25 protein-coding genes are annotated in these 20,365 nt (G+C 72.1%); 10 read left to right on the top strand and 15 right to left on the bottom strand.

The features are described 5' to 3' along the window. Positions 1-62 precede the first annotated feature (62 nt). Both ACFCV8_RS22135 and ACFCV8_RS22140 read right to left on the bottom strand, forming a co-directional pair. A complete protein-coding gene (locus ACFCV8_RS22135; protein ID WP_376687123.1) occupies positions 63-971 on the bottom strand; it encodes an oxidoreductase in 909 nt (302 codons plus the stop codon). Between the two features lie 114 nt (positions 972-1,085). Then, the gene (locus ACFCV8_RS22140) at positions 1,086-2,255 is read right to left on the bottom strand and encodes a MerR family transcriptional regulator (RefSeq protein WP_376687124.1); all 1,170 of its coding nucleotides are present in this window, start codon (positions 2,253-2,255) and stop codon (positions 1,086-1,088) included. Between the two features lie 166 nt (positions 2,256-2,421). On the opposite strand from ACFCV8_RS22140, the gene ACFCV8_RS22145 reads away from it, so the two are divergent. Continuing rightward, positions 2,422-2,832, top strand: a complete 411-nt coding sequence (locus tag ACFCV8_RS22145; RefSeq protein ID WP_376687125.1) for a VOC family protein — start codon at positions 2,422-2,424, stop codon at positions 2,830-2,832. A 15-nt stretch (positions 2,833-2,847) separates the two neighbouring features. Then, on the top strand, positions 2,848-3,321 hold the full coding sequence (locus ACFCV8_RS22150; protein WP_376687126.1) for an iron chaperone: 474 nt from the start codon (positions 2,848-2,850) through the stop codon (positions 3,319-3,321). 27 nt (positions 3,322-3,348) lie between these two features. Here ACFCV8_RS22150 and ACFCV8_RS22155 read toward each other — a convergent pair whose 3' ends face one another. Beyond that, positions 3,349-4,260, bottom strand: a complete 912-nt coding sequence (locus tag ACFCV8_RS22155) for an aminoglycoside phosphotransferase family protein (RefSeq protein ID WP_376687127.1) — start codon at positions 4,258-4,260, stop codon at positions 3,349-3,351. 146 nt (positions 4,261-4,406) lie between these two features. On the opposite strand from ACFCV8_RS22155, the gene ACFCV8_RS22160 reads away from it, so the two are divergent. Further along, positions 4,407-5,279: a phosphotransferase enzyme family protein gene (locus ACFCV8_RS22160; RefSeq protein ID WP_376687128.1), complete on the top strand. Its 873-nt coding sequence runs from the start codon at positions 4,407-4,409 to the stop codon at positions 5,277-5,279. A 223-nt stretch (positions 5,280-5,502) separates the two neighbouring features. Here ACFCV8_RS22160 and ACFCV8_RS22165 read toward each other — a convergent pair whose 3' ends face one another. Both ACFCV8_RS22165 and ACFCV8_RS22170 read right to left on the bottom strand, forming a co-directional pair. Beyond that, positions 5,503-6,216: an N-acyl homoserine lactonase family protein gene (locus ACFCV8_RS22165; RefSeq protein ID WP_376687129.1), complete on the bottom strand. Its 714-nt coding sequence runs from the start codon at positions 6,214-6,216 to the stop codon at positions 5,503-5,505. 218 nt (positions 6,217-6,434) lie between these two features. Continuing rightward, on the bottom strand, positions 6,435-6,995 hold the full coding sequence (locus tag ACFCV8_RS22170) for a TnsA-like heteromeric transposase endonuclease subunit (protein ID WP_376687130.1): 561 nt from the start codon (positions 6,993-6,995) through the stop codon (positions 6,435-6,437). Positions 6,996-7,268: 273 nt separating this feature from the next. On the opposite strand from ACFCV8_RS22170, the gene ACFCV8_RS22175 reads away from it, so the two are divergent. From ACFCV8_RS22175 to ACFCV8_RS22185, 3 genes are all read left to right on the top strand, one after another. After that, positions 7,269-7,694: a helix-turn-helix domain-containing protein gene (locus tag ACFCV8_RS22175; protein ID WP_376687131.1), complete on the top strand. Its 426-nt coding sequence runs from the start codon at positions 7,269-7,271 to the stop codon at positions 7,692-7,694. A gap of 95 nt (positions 7,695-7,789) precedes the next feature. After that, a complete protein-coding gene (locus tag ACFCV8_RS22180) occupies positions 7,790-8,455 on the top strand; it encodes a hypothetical protein (RefSeq protein WP_376687132.1) in 666 nt (221 codons plus the stop codon). A 114-nt stretch (positions 8,456-8,569) separates the two neighbouring features. Beyond that, entirely contained in the window at positions 8,570-8,908 is a 339-nt protein-coding gene (locus ACFCV8_RS22185) for a DUF2516 family protein (protein WP_376687133.1), read from the top strand. A gap of 127 nt (positions 8,909-9,035) precedes the next feature. On the opposite strand, the gene ACFCV8_RS22190 is transcribed toward ACFCV8_RS22185, so the two are convergent. The 3 genes from ACFCV8_RS22190 to ACFCV8_RS22200 form a co-directional block, all read right to left on the bottom strand. Beyond that, complete coding sequence (locus ACFCV8_RS22190; RefSeq protein WP_376687134.1) at positions 9,036-10,364, bottom strand: PP2C family protein-serine/threonine phosphatase; 1,329 nt, start codon at positions 10,362-10,364, stop codon at positions 9,036-9,038. 469 nt (positions 10,365-10,833) lie between these two features. Further along, on the bottom strand, positions 10,834-11,892 hold the full coding sequence (locus tag ACFCV8_RS22195) for an NlpC/P60 family protein (protein ID WP_376687135.1): 1,059 nt from the start codon (positions 11,890-11,892) through the stop codon (positions 10,834-10,836). 258 nt (positions 11,893-12,150) lie between these two features. Then, positions 12,151-12,927 (bottom strand): class I SAM-dependent methyltransferase, encoded by a 777-nt coding sequence (locus tag ACFCV8_RS22200; protein WP_376687136.1) that lies wholly within the window; start codon positions 12,925-12,927, stop codon positions 12,151-12,153. A 197-nt stretch (positions 12,928-13,124) separates the two neighbouring features. Here ACFCV8_RS22200 and mshA point away from each other — a divergent pair, with 197 nt between their 5' ends. The 4 genes from mshA (at position 13,125) to ACFCV8_RS22220 (ending at position 16,444) form a co-directional block, all read left to right on the top strand. Continuing rightward, positions 13,125-14,465: a D-inositol-3-phosphate glycosyltransferase gene (mshA, locus tag ACFCV8_RS22205; protein WP_376687137.1), complete on the top strand. Its 1,341-nt coding sequence runs from the start codon at positions 13,125-13,127 to the stop codon at positions 14,463-14,465. Next, positions 14,458-15,000, top strand: a complete 543-nt coding sequence (locus ACFCV8_RS22210) for a YbjN domain-containing protein (protein WP_376687138.1) — start codon at positions 14,458-14,460, stop codon at positions 14,998-15,000. The genes mshA and ACFCV8_RS22210 overlap by 8 nt, the downstream gene beginning before the upstream one ends. A gap of 165 nt (positions 15,001-15,165) precedes the next feature. Continuing rightward, positions 15,166-15,960: a hypothetical protein gene (locus tag ACFCV8_RS22215; RefSeq protein WP_376687139.1), complete on the top strand. Its 795-nt coding sequence runs from the start codon at positions 15,166-15,168 to the stop codon at positions 15,958-15,960. 124 nt (positions 15,961-16,084) lie between these two features. Next, the gene (locus ACFCV8_RS22220; protein WP_376687140.1) at positions 16,085-16,444 is read left to right on the top strand and encodes an SCO0607 family lipoprotein; all 360 of its coding nucleotides are present in this window, start codon (positions 16,085-16,087) and stop codon (positions 16,442-16,444) included. Positions 16,445-16,492: 48 nt separating this feature from the next. On the opposite strand, the gene ACFCV8_RS22225 is transcribed toward ACFCV8_RS22220, so the two are convergent. From ACFCV8_RS22225 to ACFCV8_RS22255, 7 genes are all read right to left on the bottom strand, one after another. After that, on the bottom strand, positions 16,493-16,735 hold the full coding sequence (locus tag ACFCV8_RS22225) for a hypothetical protein (RefSeq protein ID WP_376687141.1): 243 nt from the start codon (positions 16,733-16,735) through the stop codon (positions 16,493-16,495). Continuing rightward, complete coding sequence (locus tag ACFCV8_RS22230) at positions 16,732-16,980, bottom strand: hypothetical protein (RefSeq protein ID WP_266416166.1); 249 nt, start codon at positions 16,978-16,980, stop codon at positions 16,732-16,734. Before ACFCV8_RS22230 ends, ACFCV8_RS22225 begins: the two co-directional genes overlap by 4 nt. A 243-nt stretch (positions 16,981-17,223) precedes the next feature. Beyond that, positions 17,224-17,412 carry a hypothetical protein gene (locus ACFCV8_RS22235; RefSeq protein WP_376687142.1) on the bottom strand — a complete coding sequence of 63 codons (189 nt, stop codon included), beginning with the start codon at positions 17,410-17,412 and terminating at the stop codon, positions 17,224-17,226. Positions 17,413-17,691: 279 nt separating this feature from the next. Beyond that, positions 17,692-17,847 carry an HGGxSTG domain-containing protein gene (locus ACFCV8_RS22240; RefSeq protein ID WP_376687143.1) on the bottom strand — a complete coding sequence of 52 codons (156 nt, stop codon included), beginning with the start codon at positions 17,845-17,847 and terminating at the stop codon, positions 17,692-17,694. 206 nt (positions 17,848-18,053) lie between these two features. Continuing rightward, complete coding sequence (locus ACFCV8_RS22245; protein WP_376687144.1) at positions 18,054-18,941, bottom strand: DUF6528 family protein; 888 nt, start codon at positions 18,939-18,941, stop codon at positions 18,054-18,056. Between the two features lie 90 nt (positions 18,942-19,031). Then, positions 19,032-20,033, bottom strand: coding sequence for a peptidoglycan-binding protein (locus ACFCV8_RS22250; protein WP_376687145.1), 1,002 nt, complete (start codon positions 20,031-20,033; stop codon positions 19,032-19,034). A gap of 1 nt (position 20,034) precedes the next feature. Continuing rightward, positions 20,035-20,181, bottom strand: coding sequence for a hypothetical protein (locus tag ACFCV8_RS22255; RefSeq protein WP_376687146.1), 147 nt, complete (start codon positions 20,179-20,181; stop codon positions 20,035-20,037). Between the last annotated feature and the right edge of the window lie 184 nt (positions 20,182-20,365).

Genomic DNA, 20,365 nt, shown 5'->3' on the forward strand with positions numbered 1-20,365 from the left:
GCCGTGGGCCCGGGGCCGGGCCCACGGCCGTGAACCGTGCGGGTGCCGGTGCGGCCGTGTGCTCAGCCGCGGCGGCCGAGCAGGGCCATGTCCTCCTCGTCGAGCTCCAGCCGGCCGGCGGCCATGTTCTCCTCCAGGTGCGCGAGCGAGGCGGTGCCGGGGATCTGGACGACCGAGGAGGAGCGGGCCAGGCCCCAGGCGAGGGCGACCTGGTGTTCCGTGGCGCCGTGCCGCGCGGCCACCGTCCGCACGCCGTCGCTGTCGAGCGGGGTGTGCCCGCCGCCGAGCGCGAAGAACGGCATGTACGCGATGCCGGCGTCCGCGCAGAGGTCGACGAGCTCGGAATCGGCCTGGTCGAGCACGCCGAACCGGTTCTGCACGGCGACGACCGGGGCGATCGACCGGGCCTCCGCGAGCTGGCCGGCCGTCACGTTGCTGACGCCGAGCTGCCGGATCAGGCCCTCCTCGCGCAGGGCGGCCAGCACCTCGAACCGTTCGCCGAGCGGATCGGCGATGCCCGCGCCCAGCCGGCCCACCCGCAGATGGACCAGGTCGAGGGCGTCGACCCGCAGGTCCTCCAGGTTCCGTTCCACCTCCGCGCGCAGCTGGTCGGGGCGGGCCTCGGCGTACATCTCGCCGGTCTCGTCCCGCAGCGGGCCGACCTTGGTGGCGATGACGACGTCCGCGGGGTACGGGAACAGTGCCTCGCGCAGCAGGTCGTTGGCCCGGTGGGTGGGGGAGAAGTAGAAGGCGGCGGTGTCGATGTACCGCACCCCGAGCTCCACCGCGCGCCGGGTCACGGCCACGGCCTTCTTGGTGTCGCCCGCCGGACCGCTCCACCGCCCCGGCAGTTGCATGGCGCCGAAGCCGAGCCGGGGGACGGTGACGGTGCCGCCGAGCGCGAAGGCGCCGGGGCCGGTGGCGGATACGGGGCCGGGGTGCGGGGTCGGGTCGTTCGGTGAGGCGATCATGGGATGCAGCATCGCCCACAAGGGCCGAATCGTCGCCTCCGCTTTTTGGCTGGAGCCGGGGCCGGGGCCGGGGCCGGGGCGGGGGCGGGGGCGGGGGCCGGGGCGGGGCTTCGGTCAGCCGACGACGTCGGCGACCACGCAGCTGACGTTGTCGGGGCCGCCGGATTCGTTGGCGAGGCCGACGAGCGCGTGGACGGCCCGCTCGGGCTCCGGCGTCCCGGCGAGCACCCGGTGGATCTCCCCGGACGGTACGACGGCGGTCAGGCCGTCCGAGCAGAGCAGGTACCGGTCGCCCGGGCGGGCGTCCTGGAGGCGCAGGTCGGGGGTGTCGTCGGCGCGGTGTCCCAGGGCGCGCCGGAGCAGTGAGCGCTGCGGGGAGGAGGCGGCCTCCTCCGGGGTGAGGCGGCCCTCGTCGACGAGCGACTGCACCAGGGTGTGGTCGTCGGTGATCCGGAACAGCTCCCCGTCGCGCAGGAGGTAGGCGCGGGAGTCGCCGATGTGGACGAGGGCGAGCTGCGATCCGGTCCAGAGCATCGCGGTGAGCGTGGTCCCGGCCCCGCTTCCCGCCCAGGTCGCGTTTTCTGCCTCGGCCCCGCCATCCGTCCCGGTCCCGCCATCCGCCCCGGTCCCGGCTTCCGTCCCGGTCCCGCCATCCGTCCCGGTCCCGGTTTCCGCGCCGGCGACGTCCCGGACGGCCCGGGAGGCCCGTTCGACGGCGTCCTCCAGGGCGTTGAGCAGGCTGCCCGCCGGAATGCCGTCGGTCTCCAGGTGTTTGAGCGCGTCGACGGCGGCGGCGCTCGCGGGGGCGCCCGCACCGCCGAAGCCGTCGGCGACGGCGAGCAGCCGGGATCCGGCGTACGCGGTGTCCTGGTTGTGCTCGCGGACGAGTCCGGTGTCGGAGAGGGCGGCGTACCGGATCTCCAGCGGGGTGCCGGCCGAGGTCATGGCGGGGTCCTTCCGTGACAGGTGGTCGACGAGGAAGGCGGCCAGGTCGCGCCGGGCCGCGGTGTCGGCCTCGACGCGGGCCCAGAACGAGCGGATCTCCTGGGCGGCCCGGTCCGGCTCCAGCGCGCAGATCCGCCGGATGCGGGCCAGGGGCATCCCGAGCCGTCGCAGCCAGGCGACCAGCCGGGCCCGTTCCAGCTGCTCGGGCGCGTAGTGCCGGTAGCCGGTCACGGGGTCGACCCGTGCAGGGGGCAGCAGCCCGAGTTCGTCGTAGAGCCGCAGGGCCTTCGGCGACAGCCGGGAGGCTCTCGCGAACGCCCCGATGGTCAGCAGACCCATGCCGGTCCCTCCTCGTACCGGACACGGCGTCCGGCTCCACCGATACTGCGGGCTCCCCTTGGGGCAAGGTCAACCGCCGGCCCCGGCCGGGCTCCGGGGCCCGGCACCCGTAACCGGTCAGGAATCAAGAAGCGCCGCCCGGAAGACCCTCCCTAATCTGCTGGACATGGACATCACGATTCACACGAGTTCCCTCCCGCACGACGACCCGGACGCCTCGCTCGCCTTCTACCGCGACGTCCTCGGCTTCGAGGTCCGCAACGACGTCGGCCAGGGCCGGATGCGCTGGATCACGGTCGGCCCCGCCGGGCAGCCCGGCACCTCGATCCTCCTGGCCCCGCCCGCCGTCGACCCCGGGGTCACCGAGGACGAGCGCCGCACCATCGCCGAGATGATGGCGAAGGGGACGTACGGCTGGATCCTGCTGGCCACCCCGGACCTCGACGCCACCTTCGAGAAGGTGCAGGCCGGGGACACCGAGGTCGTCCAGGAGCCCACCGAGCAGCCGTACGGCATCCGCGACTGCGCGTTCCGCGACCCCGCGGGCAACGTGGTCCGCATCCAGGAAATCCGCTGACCGAGGGGACCCGTCATGGCCACCACCACCGGCACCACCACCGGCACCGAGCGGTACGAGGGATTCACGGCCGAGGAACGCGCCGCGATGAAGGATCACGCGCGGGAGCGCAAGAAGGCGGCGGCGCGGCGCGGCGCGTCCCGCGAGGAGAAGGAGGCGGCGGCCGAGCGGGACGTGCTCGCGAAGATCGCGGAACTGCCGGAGGCGGACCGGGTCCTCGCCGAGAAGGTCCACGCCCTCGTCAGGACCGTGGCCCCGGACCTCACGCCCCGGCTCTGGTACGGAATGCCCGCCTACGCCCGGGACGGCAAGGTCCTGTGCCACTTCCAGAGCGCCCAGAAGTTCGGGACGCGGTACGCCACGCTCGGCTTCAGCGATCTGGCGGCGCTCGACGACGGGTCCCTGTGGCCGGCCTCGTACGCGCTGAAGGAGCTGACCCCGGCCGACGAACGGCGTGTCGCCGCCCTGATCGAGAAGGCGGCCGGCTGATCCGCGCGCTCCCGCCGGGGGCACCGTTCAACGCGTGGCGGTGTCGTCGGCGAGGATCGCCCGGAGCCGGGCCCGGCACTCGGCGACGAAGGCGGGGAAGGTGTCCCGGTAGTAGGAGATCCCGCTGACACCGACCGCGACGGCCCAGGCGCGGGCGCGGATCCAGGCCGGATCGTCGAGGTCCAGGGCGTCGCGGTAGGCCCGGCGGGCCTGCGGCGGCAGGTCCCAGACGGTGGAGTGTTCGGCGTCGGGCAGGCCGACCGAGAGCCCGCCGAAGTCGATGACCGCGTGGAGCCTGCCGTCCCTGACCAGGAGGTTGGTCGGCTTGAGGTCGCCGTGGAGCCACACCTCGGGCCCCGAGGACCCGGGCAGGGCGAGCCCGTCCCGCCACAGCCGTTGCAGGGCGTCGACGTCCAGTTCGGAACCCACCGCGGCCCGGCAGTCGTCGAGACACCGGGTGACCCACTCGTCGCACGGCCCCAATCCGCCGCCGCGGTACCAGCTCAGGTCGCCGGCGCGGGTCGCCCCCATGAGGCCGATGCCGTGGAGCTCCCGCACGACCGCCGCCAGATCGGTGCCGAAGGCGGCCCAGTCGTGGACGGTGTCCGGGCCGGCCTCGGCGCCGTCGATCCAGCGGTAGACCGACCAGACCAGCGGGAAGTCACCGGTCGGCGTCCCGGCGTGGACGGGCTCGGGGACCGTGCGCGAGAGGTGGTGCGCCAGTCGGGGAAGCCACTCCCGCTCCTTCAGTACGGCCCGTTCGTGTTCGGCGGTCCGCGGAAGCCGTACGAGCAGGTCGTCGCCCAGCCGGTACATGGTGTTGTCCGTACCCGCTCCCGCGCGTGACAGCGGAAGGCCGGACCACTCCGGCCGCTGCGCCGCCAGCAGCGACCGGACCAGCGCCTCGTCGACCGGGATCTCGTTCTCGTGGAGCGTCATGCCGTCAGTCTTGTCGCCGGACGGGGCGGGGACCAGGGGCCGGCGACCGGTGCGGCGCCCCGGCGGGGGCGGAGTACCTCGTACGCCGACGCCGTGACCGCCGAAAAGCATCGCCCCCGCAGGTCCACGCGTGCCAGGATCCGAGGGTGGATACGACCGACGTCACACGCGCGATCGCGGCGGCCACCGCGGTCGCCGCGTCGCTCGGCCTGCCGGCCGACGGCGCGACCGTGCTCCAGAACTCGAACAAGCTGGCCCTGAGGCTCACGCCCTGCGACGTCTTCGCCCGGGTCGCGCCCGTGGGACAGGAGGTCGCGCGGTTCGAGGTCGATCTCGCCCGGCGGCTCACCGCGGCCGGATGCCCGACGTGTCCCCTGGCACCCGGGGCGGAACCGCGTGCGTACCCGCGCGACGGCTTCGTGGTGACGCTGTGGACCTACTACGAGCCCATGGCGCCGCACACCTCACCGGCCGACTACGCCGAGGCGCTGGAGCGGCTGCACGTCGGCATGCGCACGATCGACGTGCCGAGCCCGAGGTTCACGGACCGGATCACGGAGGCGCAGGACGTCGTCGCCGACCCGTACCGCTCGCCGGAACTCCCCGACGCGGACCGCGCGTTCCTCGGCGGCAGGCTGGCGGACCTGCGACGGGCGATCGACGACCGCGGCGCCCCGGAACAGCTGCTCCACGGCGAGCCGCATCCGGGCAACGTACTCAGTACCAGGAACGGCCCGTTGTTCGTCGACCTGGAGACGTGCTGCCGCGGCCCCGTCGAATTCGATCTGGCCCATGTTCCCGAGGCGGTCTGCGCGCACTACCCGAACGTCGACCGGGAGCTGCTGGACGCGTGCCGGCAGCTCGTTCTCGCGATGGTCGCCGCGTGGCGCTGGGAACGTGGCGACCAGTTCCCGGACGGGCGCCGGTTCGGGGAGGAACTGCCACGCCTGCTGCGCGCGGGCCCTCCCTGGCCGACGCTCGACACGGTGACCGCGCGACTGGCCCCGCCCCCGGCGTAGGCACGCACCGGCCGGAAGCCCTCCGCCTCCGCCGGCCGCTCCCCGCTCGGCGCCGACCGGGCGGAACGACCGCAGGCAGCAGGGCGGGTGTCCTGTCCCAGTTAAGTGTGGGTAGCGCGAGGCTGTGAGCTGGGGTGCTTCTTCTTGCTTGGGACGTGCTGGCCGAGGTTGTCCCGCTTATGTGTGGGCAGTTCGACGCCTGAGACTTGCCGGAGAACCGGGTTCAGCGGCCGTCGGTCTGCGGCGGTTCCCAGACTGAGCAGTCGTGGGCGAAGAGCACACGTCGTGGGTCGAAGTCGGCGAGTCGGTCCAGCCAGTGCTGATAGGGGGGAAGTGGCTGCTCCGCGCCGTGAAGTGTCGCGTGGCGGGCCAGTTGCTCGGACGCGAAGTGGGAAGCGAAGTCGTGTGCCTGGCCGGCGAGGACTACTGTGCCGTCGCCTTGCCGGAGGACCAGCGACTGGTGCCCTTGGGTGTGCCCAGGCGTCGGAATGATCCAGACTCCCGGCCAGACCTCGGTTTCGCCGGCGACTTCCTCGTAGGTTGCGCCTGGGAAGTCGATCAGTTCATCGAAGGTGTAGTCGCCTCGACGAGCAGTGGCCAGTTCGGCGTCCTGAACCAGAATGGGTTTGCCGCCCAGGAGGGGGTTCCCGCCGCAGTGGTCGAAGTGCAGGTGGCAGTTCACGACCATGGAGATGTCATCAAGGGCGACTCCGGACGCTGACAGGGCGTCCTGCAACGCTCGCCGTCGGGGTCGGTAGTGTGCTTCGGTTTCGGGGTCCGCGTTGCCGATGCCGGTATCGAAGAGGATCAGCCCGTTGTCATGTTGCGCCAGGTAGGCGAGGACGGGTTCGACTCGTGGTTGTGGACCGCCCGTCTCCGATGCTGGCCTGATGAAGTACCCGAGATCGAGTCGACGCACCGCCGTGTTCTTCCCCATGCGGCCATCCTGGCAGGCCGCCGTAAGACATCCAGCCGGTCTGCCGACAGCAGAACCGCTATGGGTCTCCTGTAGGTCTCGCAGAGGTCAGGAGGGCTTCGATCTTCTGGCTGTGGTTTCGACGGTGGTACTGAGCCATGTGCGGCTGGTGCCCCGCAAGGGCGCCTGCATCGGGAAGGCCCCGACCAGCAGATCGCCGCCGTCGGCGAAGACCTCCATCAGACGGGCAGCGACCTCCGGGCGGTGTACTCGCGGATGCCGGTAGCCAGCCACCGCACATTCGCCATCAGCACCGCCTCCGGCGTCCCCACGCGAGCGAAGTCCCAGCCCACCGACTGGCAGGCCGCCGCCGTTACGGCGAACTTCGCCGCGTCATCCGGCCCGATCCGATCGTCCGGGCGCACGTCCACCACCAGTCCCGTGCCGTCGGCGCGGCGGACGAAGAAGTCTGGCGTGTGCCGCACCCGCTTCGCGCCTGCCCCGGCCCAGGACAGCTGGAACGGCTGCGAGGCCATGCCCGTCACCAGCGGATCGAAGTCGAGCAACATCAGGCGGTCGCGCTCCAGCCACGACTCATAGCCCACGTGCCTGCCGCAGGTCGCCGACCAGTACCAGCCGCACCAGTTGCCCTGGCCTCGGAAAGCCGGGAACCGGTGCTCGGGCCGTACCGACTCGAACCGGACCGGCCACAGGCTTCCCAAAGATTCCCGCTCACGGATGCCAGCCGCGCTGACGTACTCCAGCTCGACGTCATCCGCCGACACCTCGCGCATATTCATCCGGGCCCTCCGGTACGACGCCGACCAGCCGCTACGACCGTAGAAGCGCCGTGACCGCCGCACCTACACAAGGCCGGAACTCTCCAGAACTTGCCTACACATGACCGGGACGCAGCCGTACGTGCCTACAGAAGAGCGGGACTGCCTACACATCGCAGAGACAGGACATGGGCCGCAGGCGGCGGGGCGGGGCGGTGGGCCGGGGGAGTGGTGTGGCGCACTTTTGCAAGCGTCTGCTTGCAAAAGTTAGCAAGGGTGGCGCACCATCGGGACATGGCATCACTCAACGTCGGCAATCTCGGGGAGTACCTGCGCGAGCAGCGGCGCAACGCGCAGTTGTCGTTGCGGCAGCTCGCCGATGCCGCCGGGGTGTCCAATCCCTACCTCAGCCAGATCGAGCGCGGGCTGCGCAAGCCGAGCGCCGAGGTGCTGCAGCAGGTCGCCAAGGCGCTGCGGATCTCCGCCGAGACCCTTTACGTACGGGCCGGGATTCTGGACGAGCGGGAGCGGGAGGAGCTGGAGACGCGGGCGGTGATCCTCGCCGATCCGTCGATCAACGAGCGGCAGAAGAGCGTGCTGCTGCAGATCTACGACTCCTTCCGCAGGGAGAACGGTTTCGAGCCAGGTCCCCGGACCGGCGACGGACCGGGAACGGACGCCGGTGCCGACGCGGCCACGGGGCCTGCCGAGCCCTCGTAGCCGCCGGTGCCGCGGGTGCCGCACCGGCTTCGCCGACGGCCCCCTCGACCCCTTCCACTCCCTCGATTCCTCCAACCCCAGAGAGGACCACAGTCATGGCCATCACCGATGACCTGCGCAAGACCCTCACCGACCCGACCCCCCTCTACTTCGCCGCCGGTACGGCCGACCTCGCCGTCGAGCAGGCGCGCAAGGTCCCGGCGTTGCTCGAACAGCTGCGCGCCGAGGCGCCGGAGCGCATCGAGGCCGTACGCAACACCGACCCCAAGGCCGTGCAGGAGAAGGTGACCACGCAGGCCAAGGAGGCGCAGGCCACCGTGCAGGCCAAGGTCACCGAGGTGATCGGGGCCTTCGACAGCGACCTGCGCAAGCTCGGGGAGAACGCGCAGGACCTGGCGCTGCGGAGCCTGGGCGTGGCCGCGGAGTACGCGGTACGGGCCCGGGAGACGTACGAGAAGGTCGCCGAGCGCGGCGAGCGGACCGTGCGGAACTGGCGCGGCGAGGCGGCCGAGGAAGCCGTCGAGATCGCCGTCGTCGTCGAGCCGCGCAGGGAGTCCGGCCCGTCGGGTACGGCGAGGCCCGGTCCGACGGGCACCGCGAAGAACGGTGCCGCGAAGAACGGAACGGCACCCGCGGCGAAGAGCGGCCCGGCGAAGGCGGCGCCCGCGGCGAAGCCCGCGCCCACGGCCGCCGCACCCGCCCGGAAGGCACCGGTGCGCAAGCCCGCCGCGAAGAAGACCACGCCGCCGAGCGCGAAGTAGCGGCGCCCGGCAGGTCTGCCGCGGAGCACGGGCCGGGCATCTTCAGGGGTGTCCGGCCCGTTCTCCCGGTACCTTGGCGGCGAGCGCTCATCCACTCATTAGGCGGTACACACCATGTTGCTCACAGGATTCAGCACATTCGTCGGGCTGCTCTATCTGCTCATGCTGGTGCTGGCCGTGGTCGCGCTGATCATGGCGGCGATGGCGCGGGAGGATGCCTACCGGGCCGCGGACAAGCAGAAGAAGTCGTTCTGGGTGCTCATTCTCGGCGTCGCCGTCGCCGTGAACCTCTTCGTGCCGATGCTGTTCCTCCAGCTCGCGGGTGCGGTCGCCTCCATCGTCTTCCTGGTGGACGTGCGGCCCGCGCTCCAGGCGGTCACGGGTGGCGGGCGCGGCCGGCGCGGCGGCTCCAGCAGCGACGGCCCGTACGGCCCCTACAACGGCGGGCGCTGAGCGCGCCGTTGCCGTAGCCGTGGCCCGGGGCCGGGCCGCCCGCCGGGCGGCTCCCGCCACGGGGCGTTTCCCGTCATGCGGCGGTGACGGTCGTGCGGCGGTGACAGTCATGCGGCCGCCGCCGGTCTCACCGGGTGATGGGCGTCGCCGAGGCCGGGTCGGTGTCGGGCCCGGAGCCGGAGCCGGGGCCGAGGTCGCGGTCGAGGTCGCGGTCGAGCAGGAGGACCGCGACGTCGTCGGTCAGCTCGCCGCCGTTCAGCTCCCGCACCTGGGCGACCGCGGCCTCCAGGAGGCCCTCGCCGGTCAGCCCGTCCGCCAGCTGCCGGTTGATCATCTCGACCATGCCGTCCTGGCCCAGCCGCCGGCTGCCGTCCCGGCCGACCCGCCCCTCGATCAGTCCGTCCGTGTACAGCATCAGGCTCCAGCCACTGCCCAGCTCCACTTGGCGCCGGGGCCAGCGGGCGTGCGGGAGCAGCCCCAGGGCCGGGCCGCCGTCCTCGTACGGCAGGAGTCGCGCGGCCTGTCCGTGCCGGGCGAGCAGCGGGGCCGGGTGGCCGGCCAGGCAGAGCCCGGCGCTCTCGCCGTCGGGGGCGATGTCGACGGTGCAGAGCGTCGCGAAGATCTCCTCGCTCTCCCGCTCGTGCTCCAGGACCTGCTGGAGGGTGACGAGCAGTTCGTCGCCGCAGAGCCCGGCCAGGGTCAAAGCCCGCCACGCGATGCGCAGTTCCACCCCGAGCGCCGCCTCGTCGGGGCCGTGCCCGCAGACGTCGCCGATCATCACGTGGACGGTGCCGTCGGGGGTACGGACGGTGTCGTAGAAGTCCCCGCCGAGCAGGGCGCGGCTGCGGCCGGGGCGGTAGCGGGCCGCGAAGCGCAGGTCGGAGCCTTCGAGCAGCGGGGTGGGCAGCAGGCCGCGTTCGAGGCGGGCGTTCTCCTGGGCGCGCAGCGTGGATTCGGTCAGCCGGCGCTGGGCGACATCGGCGCGCTTGCGTTCGACGGCGTACCGGATGGCGCGGCTGAGCAGCCGTCCGTCCAGCTCGTCGCGGCAGAGGTAGTCCTGGGCACCCACTCGTACCGCCGCGGCGGCCAGCTCGGTGTCGTTCTGCGCGGTGAGGGCGAGGACGGCGTGGCGCGGGGCGATCCGCAGGACGTGTTCGAGGGGGGCGAGGCGGTGGTCCGCGCCCGTCGCGCCGCCGCCTCTGGCGGCCCGGGTCTCGCTGCCGGTGGGCAGGGCGAGGTCCAGCAGTATGCAGTCGACGTCGTCCGTGAGGAGCCGTCCCGCCTCGGTCAGATTGCGGGCGGTACGGATGCGCACCCGGGTACCGGCCGCGGCCGGGAGCTCGGGGACGGTGAAGGTGCCCGCCGGGTCGTCCTCGATCACCAAAAGGGTGAGTACGGCGTCGTGGGAGGCCTCCGCAGCGGCGTCGGCGTCTTGCTGCGGTACGGGTACGGGCATCGGTTCGGTTTTCCTTCCCTCCCCCCGAGGGCGCGGCGGAACGACGATCGACGATCCGCCAGACGGGGACGATAGCGGTCCGTGCCGGGGGAACGGAATGGCGTCCCACGACCGGGCCCGGGCATGTGCACCGGCATAAGCCGCGTCAGGTCACGGATCCGGCGCGCCGGACCGGGGAACGGGCCACTACCCGGACATGACAAACGTCACGCGGCTGCCCGGCGGCGGGTGGCACGGGTCACTCCCCGTCCGGCGGACGCTCCGCCGCCCCTGTCCGCCGGACGGCGCGAGCGGCCGTCGGGCGAGTACGAGCGGTCCGTCGGGCGGTGCGGACGGGGTCCGGACGTCCTCCGGCGCCGCTGGCCCCTGCCGCGGAGTGCCCTCCGGACAGAGGCGACGGACAGAGGCGACGGACAGAGGCGACGGACAGAGGCTGCGGACAGGCCCGGCGGACAGGCCCTGCGGCGGGCTACTTGTCCGGGCGTACGACGCCGAGTATCTGCATCGAGCCCGCGCCCGCCAGTGTCACGTTGCGGCCGGGGCGGGGGGAGTGCACGATCGCGCCGTCACCGACGTACATGCCCACGTGGCTGGCGTCGGAGTGGTAGATGATCAGGTCGCCGGGGCGCATGTCCTTGACGGCGATGCGCGGCAGCAGCCGCCACTGCTCCTGCGAGGTGCGGGGGATCGGCCGTCCGGCCGCCGCCCAGGCCTGTGACGTGAGCCCCGAGCAGTCGTACGAGTCCGGCCCTTCCGCGCCCCAGACGTACGGCTTGCCTATCTGGGACGTTGCGAAGGCCACCGCCTTCTTGCCGCGGGCGCTCGCCTCGCGGTTGATGTCCTTCAGGGCGCCGGAGCTGAGCCAGGCCGTCTGCTGCTGGTACGCGGCCGCCTCCTCCAGCTTGAGCAGGCGGGCCCGCTCCTCCTTCTTCAGCCGGGACTCCAGCTTCTTCGCTGCGGCGATCTGTTCGTTGATCCGCTTCTTGGCCTTGGCCTGCTTGACCCGGCCGGCTTCGAGCTTCTTCCAGTTGATGCTCGCGTCCTTGGTGTACGTCTCCAGGTCCTGCTGGGTCCTGGTCAGTTCGCCGAGCACGCCCTGGGTGGCCTGCTGGCCCTCCCGGATCCGGCTCACGCCGTCCAGGAAGAGCTGCGGATCGTCGCTGAGCATCAGCTGCGCGCCCGGCGGCAGCCCTCCGGAGCGGTACTGCTCGCGGGCCTGGGCGCCCGCCTGCTCCTTGAGCTCGGCGATCTTCGCCTGGCCGACGACGATGGAACGGGCCAGCTTCACGATCTCGGTGGACTGCTTCTCGGCCCGCTCCTCGGCGAGGTTGTACGCGTCGGTGGCCGCCCCGGCCTTGCGGTAGAGGGCGTCGATCTCCTGGCGGACCTCTTCGAGGGTCTTCTTCGGCGCCCCGGTCGTGGTGGGGGACGGCGGTGTGGGCGCGGCGAGGGCCTGGACCGGCGTGATGAGCACGGACAGCGCGCAGACCAGAGTGATCGCGGCTGAGGCACAGTGACGTCGGTTCACGAGACACCCCTCCGAATAAATCTGATTTACCGTCAGTAACTTTTCGCCGATGTCGAGATCGTGCCATGCCGTACCGAAAAGCAACAGGGGCGCACGACAGCTCTCCTGACGGCCGCTTCCCCCTGATGCCGCTTCCCCCGACGCCCCCGCTTCCCCCTGCTCCCCTCTCTCTGGACGAACGGAGCGCCGTTCCCGTTCCCTCCGGGCGGGGCCGCTCACGGGGCCGGGCTCACGAAGTCCGGGCTGCGGGGTCCGGGGCTACGGGTTGGGCCGGAGGGCGGCCCATTCGACCGTGACCTCGCCCTGCCGCCACCGCCGCACCCCGTCGGCCAGCGGCCAGTCGCCCGACAGCGAGCGCACCGCCGTGATCCAGCGCTGCCGGGTGCCGAGCGAGGCGTACGGGGCCGCCGCGGCCCACGCCCGGTCGAAGTCCCGCAGGAACGCGTGGACCGGCTCGCCCGGCACATTGCGGTGGATCAGCGCCTTGGGCAGGCGTTCGGCCAGGTCGGAGGGGCGGTCCAGGGAGGCGAGCCGGGCCGCGAACGTCACCGTGCGCGGCCCCTCGGGGTCGAGCGCCACCCACACGTGCCGCCGCCCGATCTCGTCGCAGGTGCCCTCCACCAGCAGCCCGCCCGGCGCCAGACGGGCGCACAGCCGCTCCCAGACCGCGGCCACCTCGCCCTCCTCGTACTGGCGCAGCACATTCGCCGCGCGGATGAGATCGGGGCGCTCGGGCAGCGGGATCTCGAAGCCGCCGTGCAGAAAGGTCAGGCCCTCGCACTCGTACGGCTTCGCCGCCGCGACCCGCTCCGGGTCGATCTCGATCCCGGCCACGGTGGTGCGCGGCTCCGCGGTGCGCAGCCGGTGCAGCAGTTCGACGGCCGTCCAGGGCGCGGCGCCGTAACCGAGGTCGACGGCGACGGGGTGGTCGGCACGGCGCAGGGCCGGGCCGTGGGTGGCGGCGATCCAGCGGTCCATGCGGCGGAGCCGGTTCGGGTTGGTGGTCCCGCGGGTCGCGGTGCCGATGGGGCGCATGACACCGAGCGTAACGATCCTGCGGGGCGAGATGAGGCGGGGAGCTGCCTGAGCGCCTGATGCGCGCCCGGAGTGCGCCAGGAGCACCGTAATGATTTGGTAAAGCGGAAATGAAAGGCGGAATTTCGATGTTGCTGCCCTTGGCAGGGGCTCGGGTCCCTCCGCCGTCATGCCCTGGATGAGGAGGACCGGACGACGTGAGCCAGTACGTCTCCCGGCTCGGCAGTGGCCGCGCCGCGCCGCGCCTCAGGTTCCCCGGCGGTCACCGCAAGCCCCGCCGTATCGCGATGCTCTCCGTGCACACCTCGCCGCTCCACCAGCCGGGCACCGGCGACGCGGGCGGGATGAACGTCTACATCGTGGAGCTGGCCAGACGGCTTGCCGCGATCGGCGTCGAGGTCGAGATCTTCACCCGGTCCACCACCGGCGGGCTGCCCCCGGCGGTGGACCTCGCCCCCGGTGTCCTGGTCCGGCATGTCGACGCGGGGCCGTACGAGGGGCTGGCCAAGGAGGAGCTGCCCGCCCAGCTCTGCGCCTTCACGCACGGCGTGATGCAGGCATGGGCCGGCCAGCGCCCCGGTTACTACGACCTGGTCCACTCGCACTACTGGCTTTCCGGCCATGTCGGCTGGCTCGCCGCCCAGCGCTGGGGCGTCCCGCTCGTCCACGCCATGCACACCATGGCGAAGGTCAAGAACGCGGCGCTCGCCGAGGGCGACACCCCCGAGCCCGCGGCCCGGGTGATCGGCGAGACCCAGATCGTGGACGCGGCGGACCGGCTGATCGCCAACACCGCCGAGGAGGCCGACGAGCTCGTCCGCTTCTACGAGGCCGATCCCGCGTCCGTCGCCGTCGTCCACCCCGGCGTCAACCTGGACCGGTTCCGCCCCGCCGACGGCCGGGCCGCCGCGCGGGCCCGTCTCGGGCTGCCGCAGGACGCCCTGATCCCGCTCTTCGCGGGCCGGATACAGCCGCTGAAGGCGCCCGACGTGCTGCTGCGGGCGGTCGCGGTGCTGCTGGACGAGAACCCCTCGCTGCGCGGCCGGATGGTCGTGCCGGTCGTCGGCGGCCCGAGCGGGAGCGGCCTCGCCAAGCCGGAGGGGCTGCAGAAGCTGGCGGCGCGGCTGGGCATCGCCGACGTCGTACGGTTCCAGCCGCCGGTCGGGCAGGAGCAGCTCGCCGACTGGTTCCGGGCCGCGTCCGTGCTGGTCATGCCCTCGCACAGCGAGTCCTTCGGCCTGGTCGCCATCGAGGCGCAGGCCGCGGGCACCCCCGTCGTCGCGGCGGCCGTGGGCGGTCTTCCGGTGGCCGTGCGGGACGGGGTGAGCGGCTTCCTGATACCCGGGCACGACCCGGCGGCGTACGCGCGTGCGCTGGCCCGGTTCGCCGCCTCGCCGGAACTGGTCACCCGGATGGGCGCGGCGGCCGCCGCGCACGCCCGGGGCTTCGGCTGGGACACCGCCGCCGCCGCGACCGCCGAGGTGTACACGGCCGCGATGCAGGAACACCGCCGTCACGTACGCTCGCACCATGGCTGACGGACCCGAGGACCTGACCGGCGGAGCGGTGACGGCGGAGCGGGCCGCGCGGGTCGTCGAGGCGACACTGACGGACGCCGGGCTCGAATGGGAGAGCCCCGCACCCGGCGACTACGTGGTCAAGCTGCCCGGTACGCGCAAGCTGTCCACCACCTGCTCGCTTCGGCTCGGCAAGCACTCCCTCTCCCTCAACGCCTTCGTCGTCCGCCACCCCGACGAGAACCACGAGGCCGTCCACCGCTGGCTGCTGGAGCGCAACCTCCGCCTGTTCGGCGTGAGTTACGCGATCGACGGGCTCGGGGACATCTATCTGGCCGGCAAGCTGCCGCTCTCCGTGGTCACCCCGCAGGAGCTGGACCGGCTGCTCGGCACGGTCCTCGAAGCGGCCGACGGGGCCTTCAACACCCTGCTGGAGCTGGGCTTCGCGAGCGCCATCCGCAAGGAGTACGCGTGGCGCGTCTCGCGCGGCGAATCCACCCGGAACCTGGACGCGTTCGAGCGCCTGACCCGACGCCGCGACGAGCGGACCGACTGAGCTCCGGGCGCCCGTCCCCGGCCGGCCCCGGCCGCCCTCACGAGATGATCACAGCGTCGTCACAATCGATCCCCGCGCCGAACATGACGGGGTATCAGGTCATTTTCCGCTCCTAGAGTGATCAAAATCGAACACTCAGCTCATAGATACGGATCAGACCAGATCATGCGCTCCATTGCCATACGCCGTACCGCCGTTGCCGCCACCGCGGCGTCCCTGGCCCTGCTCGCCACCGCGTGCGGCGGTTCGGACTCCGCTTCCGGCACGGACGCCGGGGACAAGGGCGCCAAGGGCAAGGAGTCCGCGGCGGCCGCGCCCACCGCCAAGGCGCTGAGCGCCGCCGAGCTGGAGAAGGCCGCGCTGGCCCAGGGCGACGTCAAGGACCACGAGATCAGCGAGACCGCGGCCAAGGACACCCTGACGGTCGACCAGATCAAGGTCGAGAAGAAGGTCTGCGCCCCGCTGGCCTACGCGCTGATGGGCTCGCAGGTCGACGAGCCGGCCGCGTTCACCAAGCGCACGGTCGTCAGCAAGCCGAAGAAGGGCGACCTGAAGAAGCAGGACAGCGCGGACCTCGAGGAGGCGTTCAAGGCCGCCTTCGACATCACGACCACGCAGCTGGCCCTCGGCTCGTACGACGGCAAGGGCGCGCAGGAGGCGCTCGGTTCGCTGCGTACCGCCGCCACCGACTGCGCGGGCGGCTTCGAGTTCACCGCGGGCGGCGAGAAGCAGAAGGTCGCCGGGGTCACCGAGGAGAAGGTGAAGGCCGGCGAGGAGGCCGCCGCCTGGACCGTGGAGATGGAGCAGGGGGGCGAGAAGATGCGCTTCAAGCTCGCGGCGATGCGCCAGGGCTCCTCGTTCGCGTCGTTCTCCTCGATGAACCTGGCCACGGCGGGCAGCGGCAAGGACTTCGACCTGCCGGTCGCGGTGGTCGAGGCCCAGGCCGCGAAGCTGGCCTGACCTCATTCGGCGCGGGGTGCCACGGACGAGTACGGGGCACCCCGGGGGTGAGTACTCGTACTCATGATCGATGTTCTGTGCTCCGGGCAGGCTGGGAGAACCAGCGAGCAGAAGGAGTACGACGATGTACGGGTACGGGATCAGTCGGAACGGCCAGTCGTCCGCCACACGCACCGGACGCGCCCACGGGCGCCGTCGCAGCCGTGCGGCGGCGGGCCTCACCCTGGCCGCGGCGGCCGTGGCGGTACTGACCACGGGCTGCTCGACGGAGGACGCGACCTGCGGCGGCGGGGAGTACCCGATCATGACGGTCGGGGGCACCGGATCGGCCTGCCAGCCCGACGGCGAGGACCCGCCGAAGGGGTACGTCCGCTATCCGGAGGGCAAGGTTCCCCAGCATGTGGACGACAAGTGGGACGTCTACTGGCGGACCCACACCGTGGACAAGAAGGGCGACATCATCGAGGTCCCGGCCGGTTCGTAGGCCTGCCCGCGATCCGGTGACCCGGGCGGTCCGGGTGGCCCGGACTGTTCAGGGCAGTGGGACGAGCCGCACGACGGTGACGGTCAGGACCGAGCCGGACACGTAATAGAGGACGATCGCCCCCGCGACCGTCGCCTCGCGGCGGTCGCGTTCGCTCTTGACGGCCGACGATCCGTGCCCGTAGGGGTCGAGCCCCAGCGTGCGGGCCATCTCGGCGCGGAAGGACTCGCTGCCGCGCATCTTGGCCAGGGAGTCGTCGGCGGGCGGTGCGTAGGAGATGCGGAAGCTCAAGCGACGCTCCGCCTCTCGGCCTCGTCCTGCGCCAGCCGGTCCAGAATCCGCTCGGCCTCGGGATCGGGCACGGCCTCCAGCATCCAGTGACGCATCACCGCCTGGATCTCGTGCACCCCCGCCTCGTTGATGGCGCGGTCGAACTCCTCGCGTCTCTCCTCCGGCAGTGTGGCCCGGATGGCCGGAATGCTGTTGGGCACGTCGACCTCGGCGCCGCCGACGAAGGTCTTCAGGGGCTCGCCCATGATTGCTCTCCCCGCTCTCCTCGCTCTCCCCGTACGTCCCAGAAGCACCTCCCGGAACGCCGGCCGTCCGCTTTCCGGGCGACGACCTTCCGGTGCCTTCCGGGCAAGCGACGGCAGTGTGACGAAGACCCTAGCGCCGCCACCGCCGCCGTACGCGCGGACCATCCGAAACCTGCGCGGACATCCCCGACATCCCATGACATAGCGTGTATCCAGCGGAAGTTGGCGTCGAGTCAGGCTCCGTCACCGCCAGGCCACGACGTACGCCATGCCGAACAGGACGAGCAGGCCGATCACGAAGACGGCGCCGATGGCCAGCGCCACCAGCCCCGTTACCCCCGCGATCGCGGACCAGCCGACCCGCGTCGCCGCCCCGGCCCGCGCGAGGGCCTCCTCGTAGTCGCTGTCGTCGTCCCAGTCCCGGCCGTTCATGACGCCTCCCCCGACCGGAGTCTAGGAGCAGGCGCCACGGCCGTCCGCACCGGTACGCACCGCGGTCCGGTGACGCGGAGAGCCCCCGCCGACCGGGAAACCCGGAGGCGAGGGCTCGTTCGAGCGCAGGGGCCCCAGGTGCCGCCCCGTGTTCCTGATCCGGTCGGGAGGGGCGCCTGCCGGCGGATGTCCCTCGGACTGCGGCTCAGCGGTGACGACCTGTCACCGCCGTCGGCCTCCGGTCACCCTCCCGCGCCGCGGGGCGGCCCGGGGCCGCAGCTACTTGCGCCGCTTCTTCGCCCTGCGCTTCTCCGTCTCGTAGGAGGACCACTCTCCACGGTGAAGGTCGCACCGTGACGCCCCGACCATGGCCAGTCGCTGACACCGCGTTCCCTTCTGCGTGAGCGCACCGCACCTGGACTGTGTCCGAACCACACTTCCCCCTGATGCCGTCGGGCGGACAGATCAGCCGAGTGTGCCGAGTGCTCCTCGCTCCGCGAAAGGCGCACACCGGCGCACACCCTCTGCGCGTCGAAGCGCCGGGGCGCACGGGAGGCGGGACCCGCCGCCCTGCCGGACCGGAGCGGTCGCAGCGGTGTGAGCGCCCGGCTCGGGCGGGCGCGGTGCGCCCCGGGCGGCTCTCAGTGGAACTGGGTGGTGTAGAGGCGGGCCTTGTATATCTCGGCCCCCGGCCGGGTGCGGTCGCCGCCTTCGGAGAAGCGAACCGTGGGGCCGCCCCAGCGCGAGTCGTCCGGGTCGGGGTCGGTGGTCCACATGGCCTGGCCGGAGGAGTGGCGTACGTAGGACTTCGGGTAGGCCAGGGAGAGGGTCTTCGTGATCTTCCGGGTCGTCTTGTCCAGCCAGTAGACGTGGTGGCTGTCGCTGACCAGGAGCGTGCCGGGGCGGGAGTAGTCGGGCTGGATGTCGTGGCCGTTCCCGGCGATGGTGATGTCGGGGCCGTACTTCTCCAGCCGGGCGTTGCGCATCGTCCCGTTGACACGGTAGGTGCGGACGATCGTGCCTCCCGTGACCCACAGGAAGCCGTTCTCGTCGTCCCACAGCACCGCGTGCGCCTTGGTGAAGGCCAGCGTCTGGACCTCCTTGAGGGATGCCAGGTCGCTGCTGGAGGGGCCGAAGACGTGCAGGCGGTCCCGGGTGCCGGCGACGACGACGGTCCCGGCGTTGGGCACGCGCTCGATGCTGTGCGGGTAGGTGGTGATGCGGGCCGACCACAGGAGGTCCGCGCGGGTGAGGTGCGCGTCGCCGGTGACGTTGACGATGCCGGCGCGGCCCTCACCGGGCTTGCCGAACGTCATGAGGGCGATGGCCCCGTAGCGCTTGGTGTCGCGGAAGCGGATCTCGAAGGGGTGGTCCCAGCCGGGGGCGTTGCCCGTGCTGAAGCTCCACTTCACGTTGGCGTCGGTGAACTGGGCGGTGCGGTCGAAGACGAGGATCCGGCCCTTGTTCTGTTCGGTGATGGCCACCTTGTAGTTGGCCGGGCCGGTCGCCGTGACGGATGTGCTGTCCATGTCTCTCTCCTGGGCTGGCGTCGACGGCCGGGGCGGGTACCCCGGGGGCGGGGATGCGTCGCGGTGCCTCCCCGCCCCCGGTGCGGTCCGTCAGAAGACGCCCTTGTTCAGGGCTTCTTGCAGCCGGCGGGTGGTGTCCGTGCCCCACTCGCCGTCGGCGGTGCCGCCGAGGTGGTTCTGCAGGGCCGTGACGGTCTTCGGTCCGACGATTCCGTCCGGCGTGACCTTCAGGTACTTCTGGAGCGCGGCGACGGTCTTCGGTCCGAAGGCGCCGTCCACGTCCAGGGCGGCCCGCGCCCGGCTGTTGAGCGTGCGCTGGAGCGCGGAGCAGGTGGCGGGCCCGAACTCGCCGTCGGCCTCGAGCGTGCCGGTGGGGGCGAGGGCGGTGGGCCGGATCGGCTGGCTGCGCTTGGCGAGGGCCGCCTTCATCATGGCCGCCGAGCTCGGGCCGTACTCGCCGTCCACGGTCAGGCGGTGGGCCGACTGGAAGGCGCGGACCGCCTTGTCGGTGGCCGGGCCGAAGTCGCCGTCCGCGGTCAGCTTGGCGTTCTGCACGGTGTTGAGGTTCGTCTGCAGGGTCTTGACGGCCTGGCCCTTCGAGCCCCGGCGCAGGATGCCGTCGGTGCTCGGCATCGGGGCACCGCCGCCCGCGTAGACGGGCCTGCCGTAGCCGACGACGCACGTGGAGTTGCGGCTGCGCCGGCGGAAGGCGTTGGAGGTGTTGCCCTCCAGGGTGGTGATGGTGCGGTTGGAGTGCACCGCCTCGACGATGCCGACGTGGTCGATGGCACCGATGGAGCGCGAGCCCGACCAGTCGAAGAACACGATGTCGCCGGGGCGGATGCCGCCGATGCCGTAGTGCCAGCGCCCCTTCTTCTGGAACGCGCGGGCGTGGGCGACGGTGTAGGCGAACTTGCCGCCCATCGCGGTGAGGTTGTCGGAGTGCCCGGCGGCGTAGCTGACGGCCATGTCGCACCAGGGGCCGGTGAAGCCGTACCAGCGGGTGACCAGGTTGCGGTTCGATCCGGGCGGCTGCTCGGTGGTGCCCAGCAGCTTCCGGGCCGCGGCGAGCATGCCCTGTACGTTGCCCATGTCAGACCTCCAGGTCTTCGGGAAGTGCTTCGGTGTCCGAGGCCACGACGGTGTCCGGGTCCTGGCTGACGCCGCTCTGGTCGGGGTCCACGTCGAAGACGCCGGCACCGCCGACGGGGTAGGGCAGCTTCTCCACGGGCTCGGTCATGAGGTGATTCCTCTCCTGTCGTCGTCCGCCGGTGCGGCCGGGTACCGGCCGAGGCGGCTGTGCGTCCGCGCCCCGCCGGGAGCCGGCCGGGACGCGCCGGGCGGCGTCGTCCGTGCCGGGCGGCGCCGCTCGACAACGACTTCACCGTGCGCCCGGTTGATTGGCACCCCCTGTTCGTGCGGGT

The sequence above is a fragment of the Streptomyces sp. NPDC056347 genome (assembly GCF_042262625.1).
In the GTDB taxonomy this organism is placed as follows: domain Bacteria; phylum Actinomycetota; class Actinomycetes; order Streptomycetales; family Streptomycetaceae; genus Streptomyces.

What these genes read in the sequence shown, in the direction of transcription:
- ACFCV8_RS22135 (WP_376687123.1), bottom strand. Translation starts at nt 971, where the DNA reads ATGATCGCCTCACCGAACGACCCGACCCCGCACCCCGGCCCCGTATCC.
- ACFCV8_RS22140 (WP_376687124.1), bottom strand. Translation starts at nt 2,255, where the DNA reads ATGGGTCTGCTGACCATCGGGGCGTTCGCGAGAGCCTCCCGGCTGTCG.
- ACFCV8_RS22145 (WP_376687125.1), top strand. Translation starts at nt 2,422, where the DNA reads ATGGACATCACGATTCACACGAGTTCCCTCCCGCACGACGACCCGGAC.
- ACFCV8_RS22150 (WP_376687126.1), top strand. Translation starts at nt 2,848, where the DNA reads ATGGCCACCACCACCGGCACCACCACCGGCACCGAGCGGTACGAGGGA.
- ACFCV8_RS22155 (WP_376687127.1), bottom strand. Translation starts at nt 4,260, where the DNA reads ATGACGCTCCACGAGAACGAGATCCCGGTCGACGAGGCGCTGGTCCGG.
- ACFCV8_RS22165 (WP_376687129.1), bottom strand. Translation starts at nt 6,216, where the DNA reads ATGGGGAAGAACACGGCGGTGCGTCGACTCGATCTCGGGTACTTCATC.
- ACFCV8_RS22170 (WP_376687130.1), bottom strand. Translation starts at nt 6,995, where the DNA reads ATGAATATGCGCGAGGTGTCGGCGGATGACGTCGAGCTGGAGTACGTC.
- ACFCV8_RS22175 (WP_376687131.1), top strand. Translation starts at nt 7,269, where the DNA reads ATGGCATCACTCAACGTCGGCAATCTCGGGGAGTACCTGCGCGAGCAG.
- ACFCV8_RS22180 (WP_376687132.1), top strand. Translation starts at nt 7,790, where the DNA reads ATGGCCATCACCGATGACCTGCGCAAGACCCTCACCGACCCGACCCCC.
- ACFCV8_RS22185 (WP_376687133.1), top strand. Translation starts at nt 8,570, where the DNA reads ATGTTGCTCACAGGATTCAGCACATTCGTCGGGCTGCTCTATCTGCTC.
- ACFCV8_RS22190 (WP_376687134.1), bottom strand. Translation starts at nt 10,364, where the DNA reads ATGCCCGTACCCGTACCGCAGCAAGACGCCGACGCCGCTGCGGAGGCC.
- ACFCV8_RS22200 (WP_376687136.1), bottom strand. Translation starts at nt 12,927, where the DNA reads ATGCGCCCCATCGGCACCGCGACCCGCGGGACCACCAACCCGAACCGG.
- ACFCV8_RS22210 (WP_376687138.1), top strand. Translation starts at nt 14,458, where the DNA reads ATGGCTGACGGACCCGAGGACCTGACCGGCGGAGCGGTGACGGCGGAG.
- ACFCV8_RS22215 (WP_376687139.1), top strand. Translation starts at nt 15,166, where the DNA reads ATGCGCTCCATTGCCATACGCCGTACCGCCGTTGCCGCCACCGCGGCG.
- ACFCV8_RS22220 (WP_376687140.1), top strand. Translation starts at nt 16,085, where the DNA reads ATGTACGGGTACGGGATCAGTCGGAACGGCCAGTCGTCCGCCACACGC.
- ACFCV8_RS22230 (WP_266416166.1), bottom strand. Translation starts at nt 16,980, where the DNA reads ATGGGCGAGCCCCTGAAGACCTTCGTCGGCGGCGCCGAGGTCGACGTG.
- ACFCV8_RS22235 (WP_376687142.1), bottom strand. Translation starts at nt 17,412, where the DNA reads ATGAACGGCCGGGACTGGGACGACGACAGCGACTACGAGGAGGCCCTC.
- ACFCV8_RS22245 (WP_376687144.1), bottom strand. Translation starts at nt 18,941, where the DNA reads ATGGACAGCACATCCGTCACGGCGACCGGCCCGGCCAACTACAAGGTG.
- ACFCV8_RS22250 (WP_376687145.1), bottom strand. Translation starts at nt 20,033, where the DNA reads ATGGGCAACGTACAGGGCATGCTCGCCGCGGCCCGGAAGCTGCTGGGC.
- ACFCV8_RS22255 (WP_376687146.1), bottom strand. Translation starts at nt 20,181, where the DNA reads ATGACCGAGCCCGTGGAGAAGCTGCCCTACCCCGTCGGCGGTGCCGGC.